This is a genomic window from Robertmurraya sp. (genome assembly GCF_036676585.1).
In the GTDB taxonomy this organism is placed as follows: domain Bacteria; phylum Bacillota; class Bacilli; order Bacillales; family Cytobacillaceae; genus Robertmurraya_A.
Genome location: NZ_JAKFCQ010000076.1, coordinates 23394 through 47035, shown reverse-complemented (window position 1 = coordinate 47035; position 23642 = coordinate 23394). Strand labels below are relative to the sequence as shown.

The following is a 23642-nucleotide window of genomic DNA, read 5'->3' as shown; positions in this document are numbered from 1 at the left end:
TTCAATAAAACGAACAATCTTAACAGAAAATTTTCATTAGCTTCATGAAAACTCTTATATTAAGTCTTTGTAAGTATTACGGTATCGGTCTCTAGACTGTTCTTAGTCATGAACAAATTATGTTAAGATACATCTTGTGATTATTATTAGTTTTTACCATGAGAGGAGAAATTTTACAATGTCTATTTTTACAAGGTGGGCCTTTCGTAACAAAGCTGCAGTATCCATTCTTACGATCTTGGTCCTCGGCTTAGGGATCCTAAGCTACACCACATTACCTATGGAATTCTTTCCTGCAGCTGACCAGCCACAAGTTTCAGTCGTTGTGCTAGGTCAAGGATCAGACTCTGACACGATGGAAAAGCAAGTGACGAATCCAATGGAAACGGTACTCGAAGGAGTAAAAGGTAAAACGAATATCTATTCTACTACAGGAGACGGATATTCAAAGCTTGATATCTTTTACGACTCCAAGACCAATATGAAGGATGCGAAGCTAGAGGTACAAGATGCACTGAGCGCGCTTACCCTTCCACCAAACGTGTCAAAACCAAATATTATTCAACTAAATACGAATATGATTCCAATCTCACAGATTTCAATCACGTTCGAGGACGGATTAACGGCTGAAAATGTGGAGTTCGCAAAAAAAGAAATTGTTCCCGTTTTAAAAGATATTGACGGTATTGCTAATATACAAACCATGGGAGAAGCGAATTCCTATGTATCTGTGAAAATAGATAATGCAAAGCTTGCACAAACTCAGGTTCCATTTCAAACCATCATGACCGTGTTACAAGGACAGAATTCATCGATGGCTGTAGGCGAGCAAACGATAGATGGTAAATCAAGTAATATTAAAGTGATTGGCAGTATCGATAGTCTGGAAGAGTTAAAAAACCTACAAGTATCTCCAGGGGTAAGTTTAAAAGATATCGCAACGGTTGATAAACAAGAACCCAATGATACGTTGAATCACATTAATGGTGAAGATGGTCTTTTCCTAATAGTGACAAAGGATAGTGCATCTAATGCCGTATCTATCAGTAAAGAGCTCGATAAATCAATTAAGGAACTAAACGAGAAGTTTAGCCAATCGGAGACTACAGTGGTTTTAGACTTAACAGATATGGTTGAAAACTCTGTACACACAATGATGAAGGAAGTGTTACTTGGAGCATTGTTTGCAACGATTGTTATTATGCTTTTCCTAAGAAACATTCGCTCCACCTTTATTACAATTGTGTCTATCCCATTGTCCCTAGCCTTTACATTATTCCTCCTGTCACGCTCAGGAATTACACTTAATGTTCTAACTTTAGGGGGAGTGGCAGTAGCTGTTGGTCGTCTAGTAGACGATAGTATCGTAGTAATCGAAAATATATTCCGCAAAATGCAAAAAGAAAAATTCTCAGTACCTTTAGTAATAGAGGCAACAAAAGAAGTAGGAACAGCCATCACATCGTCAACCCTAACAACCGTGGCAGTCTTTCTACCAATTGGTCTTGTAAGTGGATCACTTCAGGATATAATGCTTCCATTTGCATTAACGATTACCTATTCTCTGCTCGCTTCATTAGTAGTAGCTTTAACCGTTGTCCCACTCATGAGCGCAGGACTGCTAAAAAATACAAAGCTACCTGAACATAAGCCAGCGGTAAAGTTCATTAAACTAGTAACTTGGTCACTCAATCATAAATGGGCAGTCCTTCTCCTAGCACTATTTGTTTTTGCTGGCTCGATTGTAACCTACGTAACGCTGCCGAAAGGTGCCATTGATAACTCAAGCTCTGATTTCATCGTGGCCAATCTAACGTACCCGAATAATACTCCTATTGACGAGGTAAAGGAAGGCTCCCTCAAACTAGAGGAGTTCATTCTTAAGCAAGAAGAGGTTGAACATAACTTTACTCAAATGGGGAATTCCGCCGAAGCTGCTCAATACGGAGATGTAAAATCACCAACAGCAACAAGCTTTTCTATTATTCTTAAAGATAAAAACGATACGGATCAAGTGATCAAACTGATTGAAGGTGAAAAAGAGAATTATAGCGATGCCGAGCTTACGGTTTCAGCAAGCTCGATGATGTCTGGTTCATCCTCCCAAATCACCATCGATGTGATGGGGGATTCCTTAGATAATCTAGAAGAAACAGCTTTAAAAGTGAAGGATGAGATTTCGGGTATTGATGGTGTTGAAAAAGTTTCTACCAATTTTGAAGAAAAGAAAACGGTCTTTTCACTTGAAGTGGACTCAAGTAAAGTAAACTCTGAACAAACAGCTCAAGCTGTGGCTGCCATGCTGAATGCTATGCCAATTGGCATGATAAAACTAGATCAACAAGATACGCCTGTATTATTGGAACCAATGCTATCTCCAGCTACAGCTGATGAGATTAATGATATCCCTGTTATTACTCAAACTGGCTTAGTCCCTGTTTCTGAGATTGCTTCGATTACGAAACGTGAAGAATCAACGAGTGTCTTCCATAAAGATGGGGACCAATATGTTCGAGTAACTGCAAATATTGATTCTGCACGCATTTCGGAAATCTCAAAAGAAATGAATGAAGCTATATTTGGTGTTCAGGGAACTGGCGGAATCAAACTTCCTGATGATGTAGAAATTTTTGTAGGAGGAGCTAGTGTTCAACAAGCGAATGACTTCTCTGATTTATTTATGACCATGATTATTTCCATCGGAGCTGTTTTCTTAATCATGGTGATTACTTTCAAAACAGTAAGAGCTCCTATCGCAATTCTATTCTCCCTTCCACTTGCAGCGATTGGTGCTGTGCTTGGACTAGTGATTAGCAGAATTCCTGTGGATATAACGGCTCTATTGGGTGCCCTTATGCTGATTGGTATCGTCGTCACGAATGCAATTGTATTGTTAGACCGTATTAAACAAAACGAACAAAAAATGATCATTCGGGAAGCGATAGTGGAGGCAACTGCAACGAGAATGCGACCGATTTTAATGACGGCTATTGCAACTATCTGTGCCATGCTCCCACTTCTGTTTAAAAAAGCAGAGACAGGTGCCCTTGTGTCACAAAGCTTAGCTGTTGTTGTTATCGGTGGTTTAGCAGTAGCAACCCTACTTACTCTTGTTGTCATACCAGTGATTTATGAGCTTTTACATTTCAAAAAATCTAAGAAACAACGAACACAATTAGCAAACGAACAAAGTATGGAAGCATAAAACAGAGCCAGTCACCGGAACTTGTGACTGGCTCTTTTCCTTATTGCTGACCTTTTTGCATAGACGAATCTTTTTCAAACAAAACAAGTAATGCGGGTAATAAAATCCCTCGAATTAAGAAGGTGTCTAATAAAATCCCGACAGCAACAATAAAGCCAAATACAAATAATAGTTGAATCGGTTGAGTCATTAACACGGCAAAGGTAGCAGCTAGAATGATTCCTGCTGAAGAGATAACACCGCCCGTATTGGCTACAGCAATTTCAACAGCTTTCTTAACAGGGTGAATTTTTCTTTCTTCCATAAATCTTGAAATAAGAATGATATTATAATCAATTCCTAACGCCACTAAAAAGACGAAGGAGTAAAGTGGGACGCGGTTACTAACTGTATCAATATCAAAAAATAGGTTTGTCAGGAACATCCCTAACCCAACAGCTGCCAGGAACGATAATAAAATGGTCCCCATCATATATAAAGGTAGCTTGAACGACTTTGTCATTACAATAAGCATAGCAAAGATGAGAATAGACTCTAATAGAACAATGACGATGAGATCTCTGTTATTCGTTGCACGATCGTCAATTCGGTTGGCTGTTTCGCCAGCAAAGTAAAGCTCACCCTCAAGACCTGCATCCTTAACAATTTGCTTCGATTTGTCTCTCGTTTTTTCCAACGCATCCATCGTTTCACTATCGTATGGACTTTCTGTATAAGTAAGCGTAAATTGAACTACTTTTTGGTCTTCTGTTACACCACTTGGACGAACACTGCTAACAAGGGGTTGTTTTTTCAGCTCTTTCATGATTACGTCCTGTTGCTCCATCGTCACTTGCTCAGAAGCTTCTAACAAGACAGTAGTTGGAGCTAAATCTCCTTTTTCAAACTTCTCTTCTAATATTTCATACCCGATCCTAGATGGCATATCCTCTGGAAAGGACTTCATTGTATCAAACTCGTACTTCAGATTGAACATATTTAATGCCGATATCACCAAGATAATCCCAATCGCTACAGTTGAAACAACTGGTTTCTTCACTACACTTCGACCAATTTTACTCCAGAAAGAATTTGCTTTAACTGATTCTTCCCCAACTCTTGGAATCTTTGGCCAGAACGATTTTCTTCCGAATAGTGTAAAAAGGGCAGGAACTAATGTGACTGAAGCTAACATAATAATAAGCATTGCCGTTGCAAAAATAGGTGCAAAATTTCGGTAATCCCCAAATTCTGCGAAGAATAATACCAACATTGCGGCAAGGACTGTACCACCAGAGAAGAAAACTGGTAATCCCGTCTCCCTCATTGCTTCTTTCATGGCTTCATGCTTACTATCATACGTTTTCAATTCCTCTCTATAGCGAGAAAAGACAAATAATGAATAATCAATGACTGCTGCAAATAATAAAATCGTCATGATTGAAAATGTTTGGTTGTTAATAAGTAAACCCGCTTTCCCCATTAGACCAAGCACTTGATTCACCACTTCATAGACAAATGCTGCTGCAAGAAGTGGGATTAAAGCAAGTAGAGGTGAACGGTAGATTACTATTAACAATACAAGGATAAGGCCAACAGTTGATAAAAGGAGCACAACATCTGCTCGCGAGAATAAATCAAGAGCGTCTACAGAAATACCAGCAGGTCCGGTTATCGTTAACGTCAAATCCGTAGATTCCTCAGTAATCTCCATCATCTTTTCTTGAGAGGCCCTCATCTCTTTCGCTTCAAAGTCAGCCTCAAAAGTAACCGGCAGGATGACTGTACTCTTATCTTCGGAAAAGAAGCTTTCTGTGGCTTGTGGTGGCAAAGTAGTTATTGGAACAATTTCCTTAACTCCCTCTACCTTTTGAACCTCTTTGATAAATGACTCTAATTCAGATACATTCACTATCTTGTCGTCGCTTGATTGAAAAACGAGAATCGCCGGAGTTCCGTCATTATCTTTAAAATATTGATCAAGTTTATTTTGAGCAATAACTGACTTTGCATCACTAGGTAATGAAGTAATATTGGATGATTCGTAATCTTTCGCACTCGGTGCAAGTATGGCAAGAAGGACTGTTACTATGACCCAAACACCTAATGTAACCCATGTTCCTTTTCTGGTGGAAACTCGGTCAGTAATTACCTTGAGAATTGATTTCATGCTTTTCTCCCCTTAGTTAAAATTTATAGTGACACAAGTGTAACTTTGAATAAAAATAAAAACACAATTGCCACCCTTATTATCAAGCGTAAGTGACAGTTGTGTCAATTATGAATGTGCAAACATTCCTTTACTAATGATTTCTTTGATTGAATCCACCCAAACCGACTTTGGTAAACCAAAATGATTTGGAATGGCTATGGATTGAAATATCAATCCGAGCATGACACTATCAGGAATATGTTCCTTAAGTTTGCCTTCCCTTTTCCCAAATGAAATAAAATTTTGCAGATATCGATACATTTCTAAAGGAAGCTTTTCTAACTGTTCTTTATTTTCTTTTGCTTTTTCATTTGAACTAGATCCCATTTGTTGGACAACCGTAATGAGTTGATGAACTTCTGCTTTATCAAAAATAAGCTTCATTAAGAAATCAAACCGGGCTTCAAAGTCTCCCTGATTTTCTATCTGAGCTAAATCTCCAATAAATAACTGCATTTCATACAGCATAAAATCCGTAATTAACTCATCTTTGTTTTCGTAATATTTATATAAGGCTCCTCTTGAAACATCCAGTTGCTCTGCTAACAGGCCAAAATGGAATCCTTCATATCCATGTTGAAGAAGCATTTTCTTTACTAACTGAAACAATTCTTCATTTGAAAATTTCCGTTCACGTGCCATAAGCTTTCACCTCTTCACTAATTATAATGAAACCTTATGGAGGAAAAAAGGATTTCTTTTCTATGTGTACAGTTTGTGGGGTGTCGATAACGACTAATTAAAACTTATTTATCTCAAGGTCATTCTTTTCATTTCTAAAAATCTCTTTGTTTTCATCTTCCTCAGAAAAGGGAGCAAACCCTGGAGGTGTTTCCGAAAGTTCCCCCTCCTTTTCCCCGTCACCTGACTGAATAAAAGGCAAAAGGTCTTGAATCAAATTAGAACCTTGAGCAATAAACTGCTTCCCTTTATTCATCACATCATCAGGAGAATGTCCAAGAAAAACAACCATTACTAGTCCAATGACAACAAATGGAAGTGCCATTCGAAATACAGAGCGAACGATTGAAACGATTATAAATATAAAGACTACACCAATGATAAAAGTCACTAATTGATTATTGGAATGGAAAAGCTCTTGCAGAAACTCGATCATAAAGACACCTCTTTGGAGAATATACTATTATCTTTATGAACGAAGCTATTTGGTTTTAAACATATTTTGCTTGATTCTCTTTAGGGAACAGGTATTGTTTGATAAATAATACTACGGTAGAATCGTACACCTTTATATCTTAACTTTCTCTTTGACTATAGCCTCATCTGATAGATGAAGGTCGCCACTATACTCCAAGACCCCAATTTTACATCCCGGTCCGATAACGATATGATTCCCTCGTACCGTATTTGCCTTCGTATATTCTAGGTTAAGAATGTCACCTTCAATGAGATCCACCTGAAGTTCTTTGCTCAAAGGCTTTATTAACTTTTCTAATAGGAATAAAATTCTATTTTCTCTTTTAACAGTAACCTTTTCTCCACCGATTTCTTTTACAGATGACCTTCCATGCAATTGTACTGAAATTTCATCCGCATTTAGCAATCCAGTTATCGTAAATGCTCCGTTTAAATACGCTGTTTCAACTTCGCAATCACCTTCGATTTTTGTAATGCCCTCCAAGGTTAGTTTTTCACCCTTGATACTACTTTTTAATTTAGTGTGTCCATTGATTTCTAGTTCTCCAAAGTTTACTATTCCTTCAATTGTTGAATGTCCGTGAATCTCCATTTTCTTTGAAACAACATCTCCAATTACCTTTGTACTTCCATTTATTATTGTATTTTGAGCTTTTATATTTCCATTAATTCTCGCAGATCCATTACACCTAAATTCATTGCATTCAATATGTCCATTGACAATTCCACTACCATTAATCACAACTTTTTCAAATGTTCCACCTGCTGTTTCACCGGTTCCAGATAATACTAAGTTCCCTTTTTCTTGTGTAGTCAATTCATTCCCCTCCCATTTCCTCTAAATCTGTATGACTGTTTTTATATTTTCTGAGTGTTTCTGTTTATTTTTGTACGACGATCGGTATTCAACTTGGTTAATGTGACATCCTGGACCGATAACAATGACATCTCCCCGTACCATCTGTGCTGAAGTATATTCGAGATAGATTTCATCGCCTTCAATTAACTCCACTTCGAGAGTACTTGACCTATTAATAAGACTTCTCCTAGTAATCGTGATTTTTTCTCCACCAATTTCACGAACAAAGCTTGGCGCCAACTGTAAATCTATTTTCAGTTCACCCACATTAAGCATGCCATTAATATTGAATCCACCTTTAATATTCATTTTTTCTATTTCAATATTCCCGTTTGAAGTTATATAGCCCCTTGCATGTACGTGACTAGCTTTAAACTTATTCTTTATCTGTATATCACCGGTTAACTTCAACTGTTCACAAGAAATATCTCCTTCTATTTCCCCCTTACCTATTATTGAAAATTGTTCTACCTCTGCATTTCCCTTTATTGTACATTCGCCCACGATCTTCGCCTTTTTACTTGAAACATTTCCAATAATACTTCCCTGACCGGTAACCCGAATAGTTTCATAAACTCCTCCAGAGGCACTACCTTCCCCAACCAACTTTAAATTGGAAGGCTTATCAATTGTCATCCTAAAAACCCCCAATCACTAATTTATTAAGTAATTCATCCATAACCTTTTCGATATTTAGATGTATTGCTACCTTTGTCTTATCGTCCACATAAAAATTATTACTGCTGCCAACAAGTAAGACCGTTACAATACCCATTTTTCTTAAAACAACTAAATAAGCAGGTAGTTCCAATTTCGAAGAATGATCATTTAAGGTTTGAACTACTTGTTTTCCTTCTTCCCATCCAATCTCACCAGTTTCTAACGCCTTTTCTAATAAATACAAGTTTAATGCTGTTTGAAAGGGGATTATTTGAAGTGATGCGATTTGTTCCTCAAAAATAGCTATAGTATTCAACGAAACAATGTTCCGTTCAATAAATTCCTTTTTTAATAGCTTTATTTCTTTCGTCTGAGGTGAAAAAACATTCGCTAACTCATCTAGTGATTTTGTATCTTTAAGATTTTTAATTTGACTAACTCTTTCAATAATCTTATCTTTGGGAAAAAAAGTTTCTTGCCCTGTAAAAGTAGCTTTTCTTATGAACCATTCCTCAGGTATTAAATTTTTCCTTTTCCAACGATAAAGTTGACCATAAGTAATATCTGTTTGTTCTAACAGGTCCTTTTTTGAAATTAACTGTTCTTCCATTTTATTCACCTCTTCTTACCCCAATGTAACATAACACTGTTACGCTGTAAACAACGCACATAAAAATACTTCTTAAGACGTAGCTCAAACTAAAAAGGAGGTAGAACTGGTTATTCGTTCTATCTCCTTTCCAGGCAATATGGTTTCTCTAGGTTTCTCTTCACTAATTTTCATTTATCCTTATGAGCCCTTGCTGTTTCAATAGATGACTCATTTTATTCGCTCCTCCGCTCATTCTTTAGAATAAAACAAATGATGCTGTTATCAGCTTGCAAATCCCAATCTACAAAAATATCCGCAACCGGTAGGCTAAATATATCTTCAAAATGTCCATTATGATGCAAAAATGATTTTTCTAATTCATCTTTTGTAACCATTAGAGTTTGCTCATAGCCTTTGTCAATTAAAGACTTTTCAATTTCAACCAAAATTCCCTCTCTCTTGACCAAATACACCCTTGGCGTGATAAAAAACGCTTTTGTATTTTCCGGTTTTTTCTGTACGATAATGCTTATTCGGTCTACCTCATCAATTAGATTTTTAAAGATTGGATTTTCTTCACTATTTGCAACTGCCCCTGTTACATTACTCTCAAATTCAATTGTGACCATACCTGTATTTTGATTATAATTCCAATCATGATAAGCTGATTTTACATCAGCCCCTAATTCAATTTCGAGAATTCCCTTCAGTTGAGTTAAAATTTTATTCATGACTATTGTGCGGGACATGTCTACCTTGTCTGAGTTTCCACTTTCAAGCAATACAGATTCCATTGGGGAAAGAAACCTTCTTATGTAAAGAACAAGATATGGACCGTTTGCAAATGCAAAGCAAGAGTCTGGACCACGTCCAAAATTCTTCCGTAACATCTTACTTGTTAGGCTACTTATTTTCATGAGTTTTTCTTGAAAGGGTTCTGTAGACATACAGTTAACCTCCCTTTTGATTTATTTATTCCAAAATCTTACTATTTGAAGATGTATATTTAGGTTTCCCATAGCTCCTCGATTTTATCTTTTTTCCCAAAACAAAAGAGAAGTGGATCTAAAATCCACTTCTCTCTATTTGACAGCTAATTTATTCTTCCAAATATTATAATTAAATAATGCTTGTTCTCCCCATAGTCCCACATCATAAATATATCTTCAACGGAACGGTTCAATATTTCTTCAAATACACTCTTATGCGTCCAATACCCCTTTTTAATATTTCTTGCTTGGGTAAGTAAAAGATCCGTTTGTCCTCTTTCATAAATTAACTTTTCAAGCGGTAGCAATATTCCTTTTGATTCAACCACATAGCAATTGGTAGGAGAAGGTACAGTTCGTAAAGTAACTGGCAGTTTATGAAAGCGAGCACCGACCGTTCGAATCACTTTGTACACTCCATCACTCACCATTTCCTCTGTCTTTATATCAACTTTGACATTGGTAGAAACAAGGAGTAACATACCTGAATTCGTATCATAATTCCAATCTTGATAAAAGGATTCGAACTGAACACCTAAGAGTCTAGACGATTCCTGTAAGAGCTCTTTGGAGAGTGATTGAATTACGGAGGTTCGAAATTCTGTAAGTAAATTGTTTTGGTGATTCCCATATAGAACCTCTTCAGCAGGTGTCATAAAACTCCGTAAATAAACGTAAAGTTTGTTTCCTTTTAATACGGCATAACACGTTTCAGGTCCTTTCCCGAATCCTCTCTTAAGCAGCTTGCTAAATGAACTACTGAGAGCATGCAAATCATCTTGCGTAGCTAGCATTCAAATCCCCCTTACATAAATAAAAAGGCCTAACTTCTCAAAAAAGAAGTTAGGCCACGGTTAAGACGACTATATAATAGTTTCTACCATTTACCATTTTAAATAAAAAGTCATAATAAAATTGTATATAAATGTATTATTTCTTATAAAACTAATGACAGCAAGACATTAGACAAGGAGTATCATACCATTTTTCTCAACGGTTCACAAGATTTAATTCAAATGCCTAAGAGGTTCTCACCAGGCATAAATCGTACTTTCACACATGTACCCTTGGAGTCGCTCTTAATATGAATCGTTCCTTTATGTTCCTTTATAATCTGTTGACTAACAAGCATCCCTAAGCCCGTTCCATTTTCCTTTGTAGTAAAAAATAGCTCCCCCACCCGATCAAGAACTTCCTTCGGCATTCCACTTCCTTCGTCAACAATTGACACCTCTATGCTCATGTCTGTTAATACTCCACCTTCAATACGAATAATTCCTCCATCCGGCATTGCCTCTATAGAATTTTTTATAAAATTAATAAACACTTGTTTTAATTGATTGTTATCGCATAAGAGGAATGGGTTATCAAAATAAAAATTTCTCTGTAGCTGAATATTGTTTAATAGCGCCTGTGGTTCCATGAGGGTCAGCACCTGATCAAGTAGTAACTGAATATTCACCTTTTCATACTTTTGCGTATTTGGCTTTGCTAGAACCATCAACTCTCTTAGGATAAGTTCTATTCTTTCGATCTCAGAATCAATAACTCCGTAATAAATTTCATTTCCTTCATACTCATCCTTTAATAGCTGTAGAAATCCCTTTATAGCTGTAATAGGATTACGTATCTCATGTGCAATGCCAGCTGCTAAGTGACCAGCAGTTGCACGCTTTTCTGACAATTGCGCTAACTGGTCGATGACATCATTACTATCTTTATTGTTGATAGACTGCTCGAGAATGATATACGAGCCTATCCATTGATCTTTCAAGTAAATCGGTAGAAGTGTTACCGTTACATCAGTAGTCTTGTCGCCCTTCCCCTTTACCCTTGATTCAAGTGTCATTCGTTTTCCCTGTGATTTTCCTTCATAAAAAGAGTGACCTTCATTTAATACATCTGTATCGAATAGGTCTTTTAATCCTAGCCTCTGCAAATGATTGGTTGAATAACCAAAAAGGTCTTCACAAGGCTGGCTGGCATATTCAATATTTCCTAGAGAGCAGATTACCAAAAATGTATCCTTGCTCTTTGAGAGGATAGAAAAGCCTTTTTTTATGTTGATATCTATGAATTCCTTCAATAGAATGCTTTTAGTTTCATCTCCAATATTAGCCATTGGGCAGGACACTCTCCTTTCTTATATATATTTTTGTAAACTACATATAAAAAGCCACCGTAAGCAATAGGAGAGATTCCTATTGCTTACGGTGGCTATAAAATCTAGCGTATATATCTAGAGTCCGTTAACCTACATTATTATTTTCCTACATTTATCATTCAATAGATCAAGGCGATAAACCTTGTATCCAACATAAATACTATACTATTCTCTTCCATTTTTCAATTCGTTTTCAGTATTTTCTTAAAGTTATTCAATATGTTAATAACTTCTTATCATCAATCATCTTTCGAAGCATGTTAGTAAATTGTTCAAAATCCATATCTACCGAATTCTCTGAACCATACTGCCTCACGCTAACCGATTGATATTCCTGTTCACGATCACCTACTACTAGCACATAAGGAATCTTTTTCATTTGTGCTTCTCTTATTTTATAGCCTAGCTTCTCATCACGGAAATCAACCTCCACGCGAACTTCTTCCTTTTTAAGTAGCTGTTTTAATTTCTCCGCATATTCGCGATGAACATCATTCGAAACTGGTATTACCTTGACTTGAACTGGTGCTAGCCATGCAGGAAAGGCTCCGCCAAAATGCTCTATTAAGATACCAAGGAAGCGATCAATAGATCCAAATACAGCTCGGTGAATAACAACAGGTCGGACCTTTTTGTTTTGTTCATCAATATAGGAAAGGTCAAACTTTTCAGGCATTTGAAAATCCAGCTGAACTGTAGCACACTGATGACTCCTTTTTAAAGAATCCTTTATGTGGATATCGATCTTAGGCCCATAAAATGCACCGTCCCCTTCATTAACTTGAAAAGGAAGACCCAGTTTATTCAAAACATTTATCAAAGACCCTTCTGCTCGATCCCATAACGCCTTCTCCCCCATATAATCTTCCGGTCTTGTCGATAACTCGATGCTATAATCAAACCCAAATACTTTATATACATAGTCAATTAGTTGTAGAGCAGAAGAAATTTCATCTTCTATTTGCTGGGGTGTTACAAAGATATGTGCATCATCTTGGCAAAAGCTTCTTACCCGTAACAACCCATTTAGTGCACCACTAAATTCGTGCCGGTGCACCTGACCAAACTCCGCCATACGAATCGGAAGGTCACGATAGGATCGCAGCTTATCCTTAAATATTAGCATATGTCCAGGACAATTCATCGGCTTTAAAGCAAAGCTTTGTTCATCCACTTCTGAGAAATACATATTGTCTTTATAGTGATCCCAATGACCAGATTGCTCCCATAGTCGCTGATTCATCATAAAAGGAGTTCGAACCTCTTTATAGTCAAAAGAATTTTGAATCTTCCTTAAAAATGTTTCCAGTTCATTTCGAATCAATTGTCCGTTTGTTAAGTAAAATGGCATTCCAGGTGCTTCTTCAGAAAACATGAACAGTTCAAGTTCACTTCCTAGCTTCCGATGATTACGCTTAGCAGCCTCCTCTAAAAAGTGGAAGTATTCATCGAGTTCTTCCTTTGAAGTAAAAGCAACTCCGTACACACGTTGTAACATCTTATTATTGCTATCCCCTCGAAAGTAAGCTCCCGAAACATGAGTTAATTTAAACTCTTTAACATATCCAGTGGACGGTAAATGCGGGCCACGACATAAATCATAGAACTCACCTTGACGATACACAGTTATTTTTTCTTCAGAAGGAATGGCATCAAGCAATTCAAGCTTATAAGGGTCATGGGCAAAAACTCGCTTCGCTTCCTCTCGTGACCACTCTTCCCTTTCAATATTTAGGTTTTCAGCAACGATTTTCTTCATCTCTTTTTCAATTTTCCCCAAGTCTTTTACTGTAATGCTTTCTGGGACATCAACATCATAGTAAAATCCATTTTCAATCACTGGGCCGATAGATAAATGGACATGATTATACAACCGTTTAATCGCTTGAGCTAACACATGGGCAGTTGAGTGTCTCATAATCTTAATACCCTCTTCTGAATTTCTTTCAAGCAATTGAATACTTGCATCGTTATGGATCTCTCTTTTAAGATCAAACATCATTCCGTTCACCATTCCGGCGATCACTTTCTTGCGCAAACTTGGGCTTATCCCCTGAGCGATTTCCTCTAAAGTTACACCCTCTTTATATCTTTTCATACTTCCATCAGGGAATTGAATATTTACTTCCATTAATATAGCCTCCTTTATAAAATAAAAAAACACACCTGTCCCTCTAACAAGGGACGAGTGTGTTTGTCTCGTGGTTCCACCCAACTTCCCACCTCTAAAAAAATCTGAGGCGGCTTCGTTTTGCTGTATCGTAGCGGCTACGGTATTGATTACTGTGATTTCACCAATACTGCTCCAAGGTGGTAAATGCAACTTCTGTGTTAGGAAGATTCCAGCCTTGTCTCCCCTCTCTGTTAACCGTTCAGTCGCACTCATGTCCTTTTCATTGCATGAATTATTTATTTTTAAAATACAAAAAACACACCTATCCCTCTAACAAGGGACGAGTGTGTTTGTCTCGTGGTTCCACCCAACTTCCCACCTCTAAAAAAATCTGAGGCGGCTTCGTTTTGCTGTATCGTAGCAGCTACGGTATTGATTACTTTGATTTCACCAATACAGCTCCAAGGTGGTAAATGCGACAGCTGCGTTAGGAAGATTCCAGCCTTTGTCTTCCCTCTCTGTTAACCGTACAGTAGCATTCATGTCCTTTTCATCGCAAAATGAATTGTAATTTATTAGATAATATATAGAATAAATTCCCTTTCGTCAACACTTTTAACATATTTTCTCAATCAATTGGAAAAATAATGTCAAAACAAACATTTTTACTTGTAGGGAGACAACTATGCACTTGCTATTATTTATCCTATTATTCTTGCTCGCCTACGGGTTCGGAAATTGGCGAGAATGGTTGAAATATAACCACACTATTTTCTATGTGATCACAAGCAATTTACTATATAACTTCTTTTGTCATGACAAATTGCTGTGGGAATATAAGCCGGATTATTTCCTGATGTCACACACCATTATTGATCTTTTATATACGTTTATTGCTTTGCCCGCGATTACACTTTTGTACTTATCATTTTATCCGTTTGATAAGCCAATGTTTAGACAAGTTCGGTATATTGGCCAATGGGTCCTTTCTTCCATGGCTATCGAATATGTTTTCTATAAATTCGACAGGCTTCTTTTACATAACAATTATTACTATTGGATGGATCTCCTCTTTTATCTGGTCATGTATAGCATGATTCGATTACATTATTCACGCCCAATTTTAACCTATGTGTTATCGACGGGTATTATTAGCTTTATGTTGTGGTATTTTCATATTCCACTCAAATAATTACCTTCCCTTTAACTGGAATCCCCCTTACTCTTGGAAATTCCATTCTCCCTTTTCAAATCTTTAAGGATTTTTTAAGGTTTCCTCGTAATAATGAACTCATAACAATGTTTTCATATTGAGGAGGTAAAAGGTTTGAAGAAATGGATGTCTATTGGAGTTGTTGTGATTCTGTTAGCTGGAGGGGGCTTTTGGTTTTATAAAAGCAACCAAACAGTTGCTACTGCTGAAGCACAAGTAATGACTTCTACCGTACAAAGAGGAGATATTGAAGTACAAGTTAGTGGTTCTGGCACTGTTGCTTCCATTAATAGCAGCGACGTGACTGCAGCCTCTAGTGGAGAAGTGGACGAGGTTCTTGTTAGTGAGAATGATGTCGTCGAAGAAGGAACAGAGTTAGTTACTTTTACGGATGGAAGCGATCCGATTACTGCCCCACATGCCGGAACGGTTACCACTCTTGATGTGAAAGCTGGAGACAACCTACAGAACGGACAAGTTGTTGCACATGTGACCGACTACGTTACTCTTCAAACTGTGATTGGGGTAGATGAGTTAGATATTGCAAGCATTAAAGAAGGGCAAGTAGCAAAAATCACCGCAAGCGCGTATCCAGATGAGACATTTACAGGTACGGTTACAAAGGTGTCTAAAGAAGGAACTTCTACAAATGGTGTTTCTAGCTTTGAGGTAACTGTCCAATTTGATGATCCAAAAGATCTTTTAATAGGAATGTCAACTGAAGTAAGTATTACAACCGAAAGCAAACAAAGTGTTCTTTATGTTCCAATTGAAGCTGTAAAAATAAATGGTAATGAAAAATATGTAACTATCCAAGAGTCTGACACAAGTGAAAATGAAGAAGCTGTGACTACCCAACAAGTTGTAGAAACAGGAATCAATGATGACCAAAATATTGAGATTGTTTCCGGACTAGAGGAAGGACAAATTATTCAATTAGCTATTACAATCTCTTCGAGCAGTGACTCCGCTACCGATCGAGGTGCAATGAGAGATTTCTCTGGAACTGGCGGTGAAAGCGGCTTCCCAAGTGGGGGAATGGGTACACCTCCTACTGATAGAGCAGGAAGAGGCGGCGAGTAATATGAGAAAGCCAGTCATTGAAATCAATCAAATGTCCAAATCATACGAACTAGGCGGCGAAACGGTCAAAGCACTACAAGAGGTCTCCCTCCAAATTAATGAAGGGGACTTCCTTTCTATCATTGGCCCATCTGGTTCAGGAAAATCTACCTTTATGAATATGATCGGCTGCCTCGACAAACCAGACTCAGGTGAATATTTGCTTGACGGAAAAAAGGTCAATAATATGAAGGATCATGAGCTTGCAGCCATAAGAAATGTGAAAATCGGGTTTATTTTTCAAAATTTTAATTTACTAAATAAATTGACCGCCCTTGAAAATGTCGAACTTCCTCTTGTTTATAGAGGATTAAGTGTAAAAGAACGTAGAGAAAAAGCAATTAATAGTCTGGAAAGAGTGGGCCTAGGTGAACGAATCCACCATATGCCAACACAACTTTCAGGTGGACAGCAGCAAAGGGTTGCCATAGCAAGAGCCTTAGCAGGAGACCCTCCTGTACTTCTTGCTGACGAGCCTACTGGTGCACTTGACAGCAAAACTAGTAACGAGTTATTGCAGATGTTAAAAGAATTAAACAAACGCGGACAGACGATTGTCATTATTACCCATGACTTAGAGGTTGCAAAGGAAACCAATCGCATCGTTCGAATCCATGATGGACAGCTTTACGAAAATGGAGGTGATTGGTTTGAACCTAGTCGAATCTATCAAAATGGCACTCAAGAGTATCAAGAGCAATAAAATCCGAGCCATTTTAACGATGTTAGGAATTATTATTGGGGTTGCCTCAGTTATCACACTTGTCGGGGTTGGACAAGGATCATCACAGTCTGTAACGGATGAAATCGGAAGCTTAGGAACAAACCTGATTACCTTGAGTGTGAATGATACAGAATCAGTCCAATTGAAGGACGACCAAATTCTAGAATTCCAGGAATTGAACGGTATTTCAGAGGTGGCCCCTGTTGTTACTGGGCGCATAAATGCAAAAAATCAGGAAAACACTGCACAAGTATCAATAACAGGTACAACCTCTTCTTACTTATCCGTTAGAAATTTAACACTAAGTCAAGGTCGATTCATTACCGATATGGATGATGAACTACGACAGAAGGTGGTCGTCCTCGGGTCAACTACTGCAGACACTTTGTTTCCATCTGAAAACCCAGTTGGACAGAGTGTACAAATTGAAGGTGTATCCTTCCAAGTAGTGGGAGTCCTAGAGTCTGTTGGTACCTCTCTCGGTACGAGTGGGGATAATGTTATTATCGCTCCCCTTTCAACCACCCAGAGAATAACGCAGAGTACAACAATTGGAACAGTCTACTTTCAAGCTGAGAGCGAAGACTATGTAAATCGTGCCATGTTCCAAGTACAAGGTGTGATGACTACCCTTTTCCCGAATTCAAATGACTATTATTCTGTATCAAGCCAAGAAGATTTAATGGAGACGATGACCTCTGTTTCCGATACTATGACTCTTATGCTTGGTGGTATAGCAAGCATCTCCTTGCTGGTAGGCGGTATCGGAATCATGAACATCATGCTCGTTTCAGTTTCTGAGCGAACGAAAGAAATCGGAATACGAAAAGCTATTGGAGCCAATCGTAGATCAATATTATTGCAATTTTTAATAGAGGCAGTTGTTTTAAGTACACTCGGAGGTTTAATCGGAGTTGTAATTGGATTAGGAGTTTCAAAACTAATGGAAGTATTCTCTAGCATCACCATTTCATACTCCCCATCCGTTACATTACTTGCTTTCCTATTTTCCCTATTAATAGGAGTCGTTTTTGGGGTGTTCCCAGCTAACAAAGCATCAAAACTAAATCCGATTCAAGCGCTTCGTCAGGAATAACTTATCACTGGCCGTGAATATCATGGCCAGATGATATTTTACGAGAAACTACGAAATGAGGTGCAACATGCATATAAAAAAAGGGCTAAACGTAGCTATTGTTGGATCCATGATTACCTTCGCAACTTTTTCTGCTTCCCCAATTAATCACGCTAGTGCCGAGGAAAACGTAACAATAGAAAGTACAACACGATTATCAGCACTCGAAATACTCGAGTTTGAGCTCGATCAAACGTTTTCGAAAGATGTAACCACATACACAGCAACTGTATCAAATGATATAAATAGCATGAGTTTACTTCTGGACACTGAAATCGATGGCACACTTGTAACGATAAATGGAGAGGAAGTTACAAGCAAAGAGCAGCTGATCTATTCACTTAATACAGGTGAAAATACTATTACAATAACGCTCACAAATGGTGGTGAAGTAACTACATATACACTAACAATTTTCCGAGCATTAAATGAAAATAGCAGTCTATCTAATCTTACTCTTTCTAGAGGAGATCTTAATTTTTCACCTTCTATTACAAGTTACTCAGTCGATGTAGAAAATTCCATAAGCTCAATAACTATTAAACCTGAAACCTCAGTCGACACAACTACTGTTAAAGTGGGAGAAATTACTGTGGATCCAAAGAATGGCCATACCATTGAACTCCCAGTAGGTAAAACCACCGTGTCATTCGTTATTATAGCAGAGAATGGTAATCAGTCTACGTATACTGTTACGATCACAAGAGCGGCTATGGTAAACAGCTCTACTGATACTAATACGTCTGACAATACAAAAACAAATACCAATCAATCTACAACAACTAAGGACCAACCGACTATTACCAATCTTGTATCAACTTCACAAACTGGGTCTGGTTCTACTCGAACATCATCGACTGCTCAGGGAACTTCGACAAGTAGTTCAGGAGCACAAGCGGAAACTCCAACTACTGCTAATTTATCAGCACTATCAGTTTCATCAGGAACATGGAATAAAACCTTTGATTCAGATACCTACACATATCATATTGCTGTCGGTACAGACGTAACTAGTGTTACGATCGCGGCTACAACTGGTGAAAGTGATGCAGAGGTTGAAATTGAAGGAAGCACGAGTACGACAGTTGCTCTTCCCGATCAAGCAAAAACTGCGATATCCGTAGCCGTTACAAACGGAGATGACCGTAAAACATATGTTTTAGTTTTTGATAAAGAGATCGAAGAAATAGAAACTACCGAAACCTCTAATACTGATGAATCTACCGAAGCTTCTGTATCAAAAACAACCGATTCTACAATTGCTCAGTCAAACATGTCAGGAAATCAACGAGGACAAAATAAACAAGCAATGCAAACGTCTGATCAATCATCAGAAAGTTCGGGATCATTTTGGGACTGGATAAAATCCCTATTTAATTTTTAATATTATTGTTTTAGGAGCGTGTACAAAGTTATGCAAGTATCTTCCATTGCATCAAGTTCTACAGCATATAATTCTATGAATCAATCAAGCACTTCCATTACAGCATTAGAAAAGCAAAAGCAACAACTTCAAAATCAAATGGAAAAAGTAAAAGCGTCTAAAGAAGACGAGGACAAAAAGCAAAAAGAGATACAACAGCTTGAAAAACAAATCCAACAAATTGAATCGGAAATTCAAAGACTCCAAGGAAATAATTCTAACTCAAATGTTCAACAAACATCTTCTGCTAGAACACCACTAGAGGATACAGTTGAGATAAGCGAGGAGGGACGGTTATTAAATCAAGGGCTGTAATTCATAAGCTATTCTGACTGAAATTCTAAGAAATTACCTTGGGGTGTCTGAATCCAGTGGCTATTGGGACTGGAATTCAATGATATTACCTTGGGGTGTCCGAATCCAGTGGCTATTTGGACTGGAATTCCATGATATTACCTTGGGGTGTCTGAATCCAGTGGCTATTCGGACTGGAATTCTAAGAAATACCTAGGGTGTCCGAATCCAGCGGTTATTTGGACTGGAATTCAATGATATTACCTTGGGATGTCTGAATCCAGTGGCTATTCGGACTGGAATTCTAAGAAATTACCTTGGGTGTCCGAATCCAGCAGTTATTCGGACTGGAATTCTAAGAAATTACCTTGGGTGTCCGAATCCAGCGGTTATTCGGACTGGACTTCAATGATATTACCTTGGGGTGTCCGAATCCAGCGGTTATTCGGACTGGAATTCCATGATATTACCTTGGGGTGTCCGAATCCAGCGGCTATTTGGACTGGACTTCAATGATATTACCTTGGGGTGTCCGAATCCAGTGGCTATTTGGACTGGAATTCTAAGAAATTACCTTGGGTGTCCGAATCCAGCGGTTATTCGGACTGGAATTCCATGATATTACCTTGGGGTGTCCGAATCCAGCGGTTATTCGGACAGGACTTCAATGATATCACCTTGGGGTGTCCGAATCCAGCGGCTATTTGGACTGGACTTCAATGATATCACCTTGGGGTGTCCGAATCCAGCGGTTATTCGGACTGGACTTCCATGATATTACCTTGGGGTGTCCGAATCCAGCGGTTATTCGGACTGGACTTCCATGATATTACCTTGGGGTGTCCGAATCCAGCGGTTATTCGGACTGGACTTGATGGAATTTACCTTTGGAAACCGCACCCGATGCTTTAAGTTTAAGTGGTTTAATGCATTTAAAATGACATTCTATTTGACATTAAAATTGAAGACATATTTTAACTGTACAAACAAGTATTATCATTGTAAATAAGTGTGTCCTTTCGAATGCCAATTAAACTAAAAAAGAAAAATAGCGTGAGTCAAATTCTCACGCTATTTTATGAGTCATTTTATACGTATGCACCCGAAAACGAAACCCTTTGCGTTTTTTGCAATATGGATGTATATATTTTTAGCGAATCATGGTAAATCTCCACGAAGTTTTTGATATTTCCTCGGAAATTAGCGCCACTTCCCCGCAATCGCTTCAATATCCCTTGGTGATGTTCGGCAACATCCTCCAATTAATCGAGCCCCAGCTTCGTACCATTCTATTGATTTCGACTCGAGTGTATTGCATGATTCTTTACCGTGCCAAGTTTTTGTCTCGGGATCATACGTTTCCCCAGAGTTTGGGTAAACAATGATAGGTTTTTCTGTATGGTTTCTAAGATTGCTAATGGCTTCTGTAACATAATCTAATGGAGCACAGTTTAATCCAACGGCAGCAATCTGTTCACATTCATTTGCCAATTCAGCACATTCTTGTAACAACGTACCGTCACTTATTGACCTTTCGTCCTTCAAGGAGAAGGAAAGCCATGCATAAGTTCCAGGAAACTCCTGCAATAAAGAAATTAATACTTTGGCCTCCTGAAGGGAAGGAATGGTTTCAAATGCCAAAATATCAGCTCCAGCTTCTATAAGTACCGCCATTCTCTGACGGTGGAAATCTTTAAGGAGATTATCGCTCACCCCATAGTTCCCAACATACTCTGAGCCATCTGCTAAGAACGCACCATATGGACCAACAGATGCAGCTACCAATGGTTTGGGTCTAACCAGTTGTTGCTCTTCTTGCCAAAAGTCATCTCTTGCACTCTTCGCAAGCACTACTGTCTTTTTTATCAATTCCAAGGCTTCTTCTTCTTGTAATCCACGTTTTATAAATCCTTCAACTGTTGCTTGATAGCTTGCAGTTATCGCACAATCTGCACCTGCCTGAAAATAGTCTAAATGTACCTGATAAATTAGCTGTGGATTCTCAAGTAACACACGCGCTGACCATAGAGGATCATCCAAATTGCATCCATAGGATTCAAGCTCGGTAGCCATTGCTCCATCTAAAAGAATAAGTGAATGCTCTTGTAAAACAGCATCAATTGGGTTGGTTTTTTTCAACGTAAACTTCTCCCTTCTTGTTAAACCCTTGTTTTATATAATAACTAGCATAGCAAAGCAAGATAAATGGAATTCCACAAAACAGTGCAATTCTCTGTGTTGGATCAAAAGCAATACCTATACAGGAAGCCAGACAAAGAAGGAACGCTGCAATCGGTACGATAGGATACAATGGCGTTCGGTAAGCTAGGTCTTGCACGGAATGGCCTTCTTTTACATATTGTCTACGGAATAATAACTGTGAAACACTAATACTCATCCATACAATAACTACTGCTAGTCCTGAAATGGACACAAGTACGATATATACAGTATCAGGTGCAATAATACTAGAAAACAGCGCTAAGCCACCACCTAGCATACTGAAAATAATAGCATTAAGTGGTACACCTCGATTTGTTAGCTTTGCAAAGATTGGAGAGATTGTTTCTTTTTCTGCAAGTGACCAAAGCATTCTTGAGGAAGCGTATAATCCAGAATTCGCGGCCGATAAAATGGCCGTTAAGATAACAAAGTTCATAATATCCGCACCATATGGTACCCCTATTCTATCAAGAACAGCAACAAACGGGCTCTCCAATACCCCAGCAGCTGAAAAAGGGAGTAGAGCTGATAACACAATGATGGTTCCGACAAAGAAGATAATTAATCTCCACAGAGTCGTTCGAATAGCCTTCGGAATTGCCTTTTCTGGATTTTCAGTTTCTCCAGCAGCAATCCCAATTAATTCTGTCCCAGAAAATGCAAAATTCACTGCCAACATGGTCATAAAAATAGCAAATACACCGTTTGGAAATAACCCTTGGCCAATGATATTTGAAAACACGGGTGCTGTCTCAGAACCCTCTATTGGCAGAATACCAATCATAGCTGCTGCACCTAAAATAATAAAGAACAAAATTGCAAGAACTTTTATGGATGCAAACCAAAATTCTGATTCAGCAAAGAATTTAACAGTTATAGCATTTAATAAAAAAATTAAAATAGCAAATAGAGCACTCCAAATCCATACATTCACATTTGGGAACCAACGCTGCATCAATAACCCAGCAGCTGTGAACTCTGACCCTAGTGCCACTGTCCAAGTTAACCAATACAACCAAGCAACAGTAAAACCTGTTGCGGGTCCAATATATTTGGCTGCGTAACTATGAAACGCTCCCGTTTCTGGCATATGTACAGATAGCTCCCCCAAACATAACATAACTAAGTAGACCACCAAGGCACCGATTAAGTACGAAAGAATCGTTCCAAACGGTCCTGCCTGTTGAATCGTATAACCTGAACTTAAAAACAAACCGGTCCCAATGACCCCACCTAAGGATAACATGACTAGATGTCTTGCTTGCATTTTCCTTTGAAATCCTTGTTCTTCCACTTTCACAACTAACTCTCTCCTTAACCTACATCCAGAAGCAACCATTACAAACGATCAATGAATACTATAGTGAGGGAAACAAAAAAGCGCACTCAGGAAACGAGTGCACTACTGACAAATAAAAACGTCCGCTCCTATCTATCGAGGAAAAATCACCCGCTGGAATTAGCACAGTATCCTAGTTGATCTGTTGCTGAGGCTTCACAGGGCCAGTCCCTCCACCTCTCTGGATAAGAAATATTTCTATCAACCTTACCAATCTATAAAAATAATGTCAAGAAAC

19 protein-coding genes and 1 riboswitch are annotated in these 23642 nt (G+C 38.2%); of the genes, 7 read left to right on the top strand and 12 right to left on the bottom strand.

The features are described from left to right. The first annotated feature begins 178 nt into the window (after positions 1-178). Positions 179-3205 carry an efflux RND transporter permease subunit gene (locus ACGLXV_RS10935; protein ID WP_391558608.1) on the top strand — a complete coding sequence of 1009 codons (3027 nt, stop codon included), beginning with the start codon at positions 179-181 and terminating at the stop codon, positions 3203-3205. Positions 3206-3245: 40 nt separating this feature from the next. On the opposite strand, the gene ACGLXV_RS10930 is transcribed toward ACGLXV_RS10935, so the two are convergent. The 10 genes from ACGLXV_RS10930 to thrS form a co-directional block, all read right to left on the bottom strand. Further along, the gene (locus ACGLXV_RS10930; RefSeq protein WP_391558607.1) at positions 3246-5354 is read right to left on the bottom strand and encodes an MMPL family transporter; all 2109 of its coding nucleotides are present in this window, start codon (positions 5352-5354) and stop codon (positions 3246-3248) included. A gap of 108 nt (positions 5355-5462) precedes the next feature. Next, positions 5463-6038, bottom strand: coding sequence for a TetR/AcrR family transcriptional regulator (locus ACGLXV_RS10925; RefSeq protein WP_119706961.1), 576 nt, complete (start codon positions 6036-6038; stop codon positions 5463-5465). A gap of 97 nt (positions 6039-6135) precedes the next feature. Then, positions 6136-6513, bottom strand: coding sequence for a hypothetical protein (locus ACGLXV_RS10920; protein WP_391558606.1), 378 nt, complete (start codon positions 6511-6513; stop codon positions 6136-6138). A 132-nt stretch (positions 6514-6645) separates the two neighbouring features. Next, the gene (locus ACGLXV_RS10915) at positions 6646-7371 is read right to left on the bottom strand and encodes a polymer-forming cytoskeletal protein (protein ID WP_391558605.1); all 726 of its coding nucleotides are present in this window, start codon (positions 7369-7371) and stop codon (positions 6646-6648) included. A gap of 21 nt (positions 7372-7392) precedes the next feature. Further along, positions 7393-8049 (bottom strand): translocation/assembly module TamB domain-containing protein, encoded by a 657-nt coding sequence (locus ACGLXV_RS10910; RefSeq protein ID WP_391558604.1) that lies wholly within the window; start codon positions 8047-8049, stop codon positions 7393-7395. Between the two features lies 1 nt (position 8050). Next, positions 8051-8683 (bottom strand): YhbD family protein, encoded by a 633-nt coding sequence (locus ACGLXV_RS10905; RefSeq protein WP_391558603.1) that lies wholly within the window; start codon positions 8681-8683, stop codon positions 8051-8053. A 215-nt stretch (positions 8684-8898) separates the two neighbouring features. Then, positions 8899-9612, bottom strand: a complete 714-nt coding sequence (locus ACGLXV_RS10900; RefSeq protein ID WP_391558602.1) for a Na-translocating system protein MpsC family protein — start codon at positions 9610-9612, stop codon at positions 8899-8901. A gap of 146 nt (positions 9613-9758) precedes the next feature. Then, positions 9759-10448: a Na-translocating system protein MpsC family protein gene (locus ACGLXV_RS10895; protein WP_391558601.1), complete on the bottom strand. Its 690-nt coding sequence runs from the start codon at positions 10446-10448 to the stop codon at positions 9759-9761. A 218-nt stretch (positions 10449-10666) separates the two neighbouring features. Continuing rightward, positions 10667-11776: an ATP-binding protein gene (locus tag ACGLXV_RS10890; RefSeq protein ID WP_391558600.1), complete on the bottom strand. Its 1110-nt coding sequence runs from the start codon at positions 11774-11776 to the stop codon at positions 10667-10669. A 256-nt stretch (positions 11777-12032) separates the two neighbouring features. Beyond that, a complete protein-coding gene (gene thrS, locus ACGLXV_RS10885; RefSeq protein WP_391558609.1) occupies positions 12033-13949 on the bottom strand; it encodes a threonine--tRNA ligase in 1917 nt (638 codons plus the stop codon). 667 nt (positions 13950-14616) lie between these two features. Here thrS and ACGLXV_RS10880 point away from each other — a divergent pair. From ACGLXV_RS10880 to ACGLXV_RS10855, 6 genes are all read left to right on the top strand, one after another. Further along, positions 14617-15123, top strand: coding sequence for a CBO0543 family protein (locus ACGLXV_RS10880; RefSeq protein ID WP_391558599.1), 507 nt, complete (start codon positions 14617-14619; stop codon positions 15121-15123). A 135-nt stretch (positions 15124-15258) separates the two neighbouring features. After that, the gene (locus tag ACGLXV_RS10875) at positions 15259-16227 is read left to right on the top strand and encodes an efflux RND transporter periplasmic adaptor subunit (RefSeq protein WP_391558598.1); all 969 of its coding nucleotides are present in this window, start codon (positions 15259-15261) and stop codon (positions 16225-16227) included. 1 nt (position 16228) lies between these two features. Continuing rightward, positions 16229-16969 (top strand): ABC transporter ATP-binding protein, encoded by a 741-nt coding sequence (locus ACGLXV_RS10870; RefSeq protein WP_391558597.1) that lies wholly within the window; start codon positions 16229-16231, stop codon positions 16967-16969. Beyond that, complete coding sequence (locus ACGLXV_RS10865) at positions 16917-18086, top strand: ABC transporter permease (RefSeq protein WP_391558596.1); 1170 nt, start codon at positions 16917-16919, stop codon at positions 18084-18086. The genes ACGLXV_RS10870 and ACGLXV_RS10865 overlap by 53 nt, the downstream gene beginning before the upstream one ends. A gap of 67 nt (positions 18087-18153) precedes the next feature. Next, the gene (locus ACGLXV_RS10860) at positions 18154-19509 is read left to right on the top strand and encodes a cadherin-like beta sandwich domain-containing protein (protein ID WP_391558595.1); all 1356 of its coding nucleotides are present in this window, start codon (positions 18154-18156) and stop codon (positions 19507-19509) included. 30 nt (positions 19510-19539) lie between these two features. Then, positions 19540-19863: a FlxA-like family protein gene (locus ACGLXV_RS10855; RefSeq protein WP_391558594.1), complete on the top strand. Its 324-nt coding sequence runs from the start codon at positions 19540-19542 to the stop codon at positions 19861-19863. Between the two features lie 1179 nt (positions 19864-21042). Here ACGLXV_RS10855 and mmuM read toward each other — a convergent pair. Further along, positions 21043-21981 carry a homocysteine S-methyltransferase gene (gene mmuM, locus ACGLXV_RS10850; protein ID WP_391558593.1) on the bottom strand — a complete coding sequence of 313 codons (939 nt, stop codon included), beginning with the start codon at positions 21979-21981 and terminating at the stop codon, positions 21043-21045. Further along, positions 21959-23365 (bottom strand): S-methylmethionine permease, encoded by a 1407-nt coding sequence (mmuP, locus tag ACGLXV_RS10845; RefSeq protein WP_391558592.1) that lies wholly within the window; start codon positions 23363-23365, stop codon positions 21959-21961. The genes mmuM and mmuP overlap by 23 nt, the downstream gene beginning before the upstream one ends. Before the next feature lie 125 nt (positions 23366-23490). Then, positions 23491-23596: riboswitch (SAM riboswitch) on the bottom strand. Between the last annotated feature and the right edge of the window lie 46 nt (positions 23597-23642).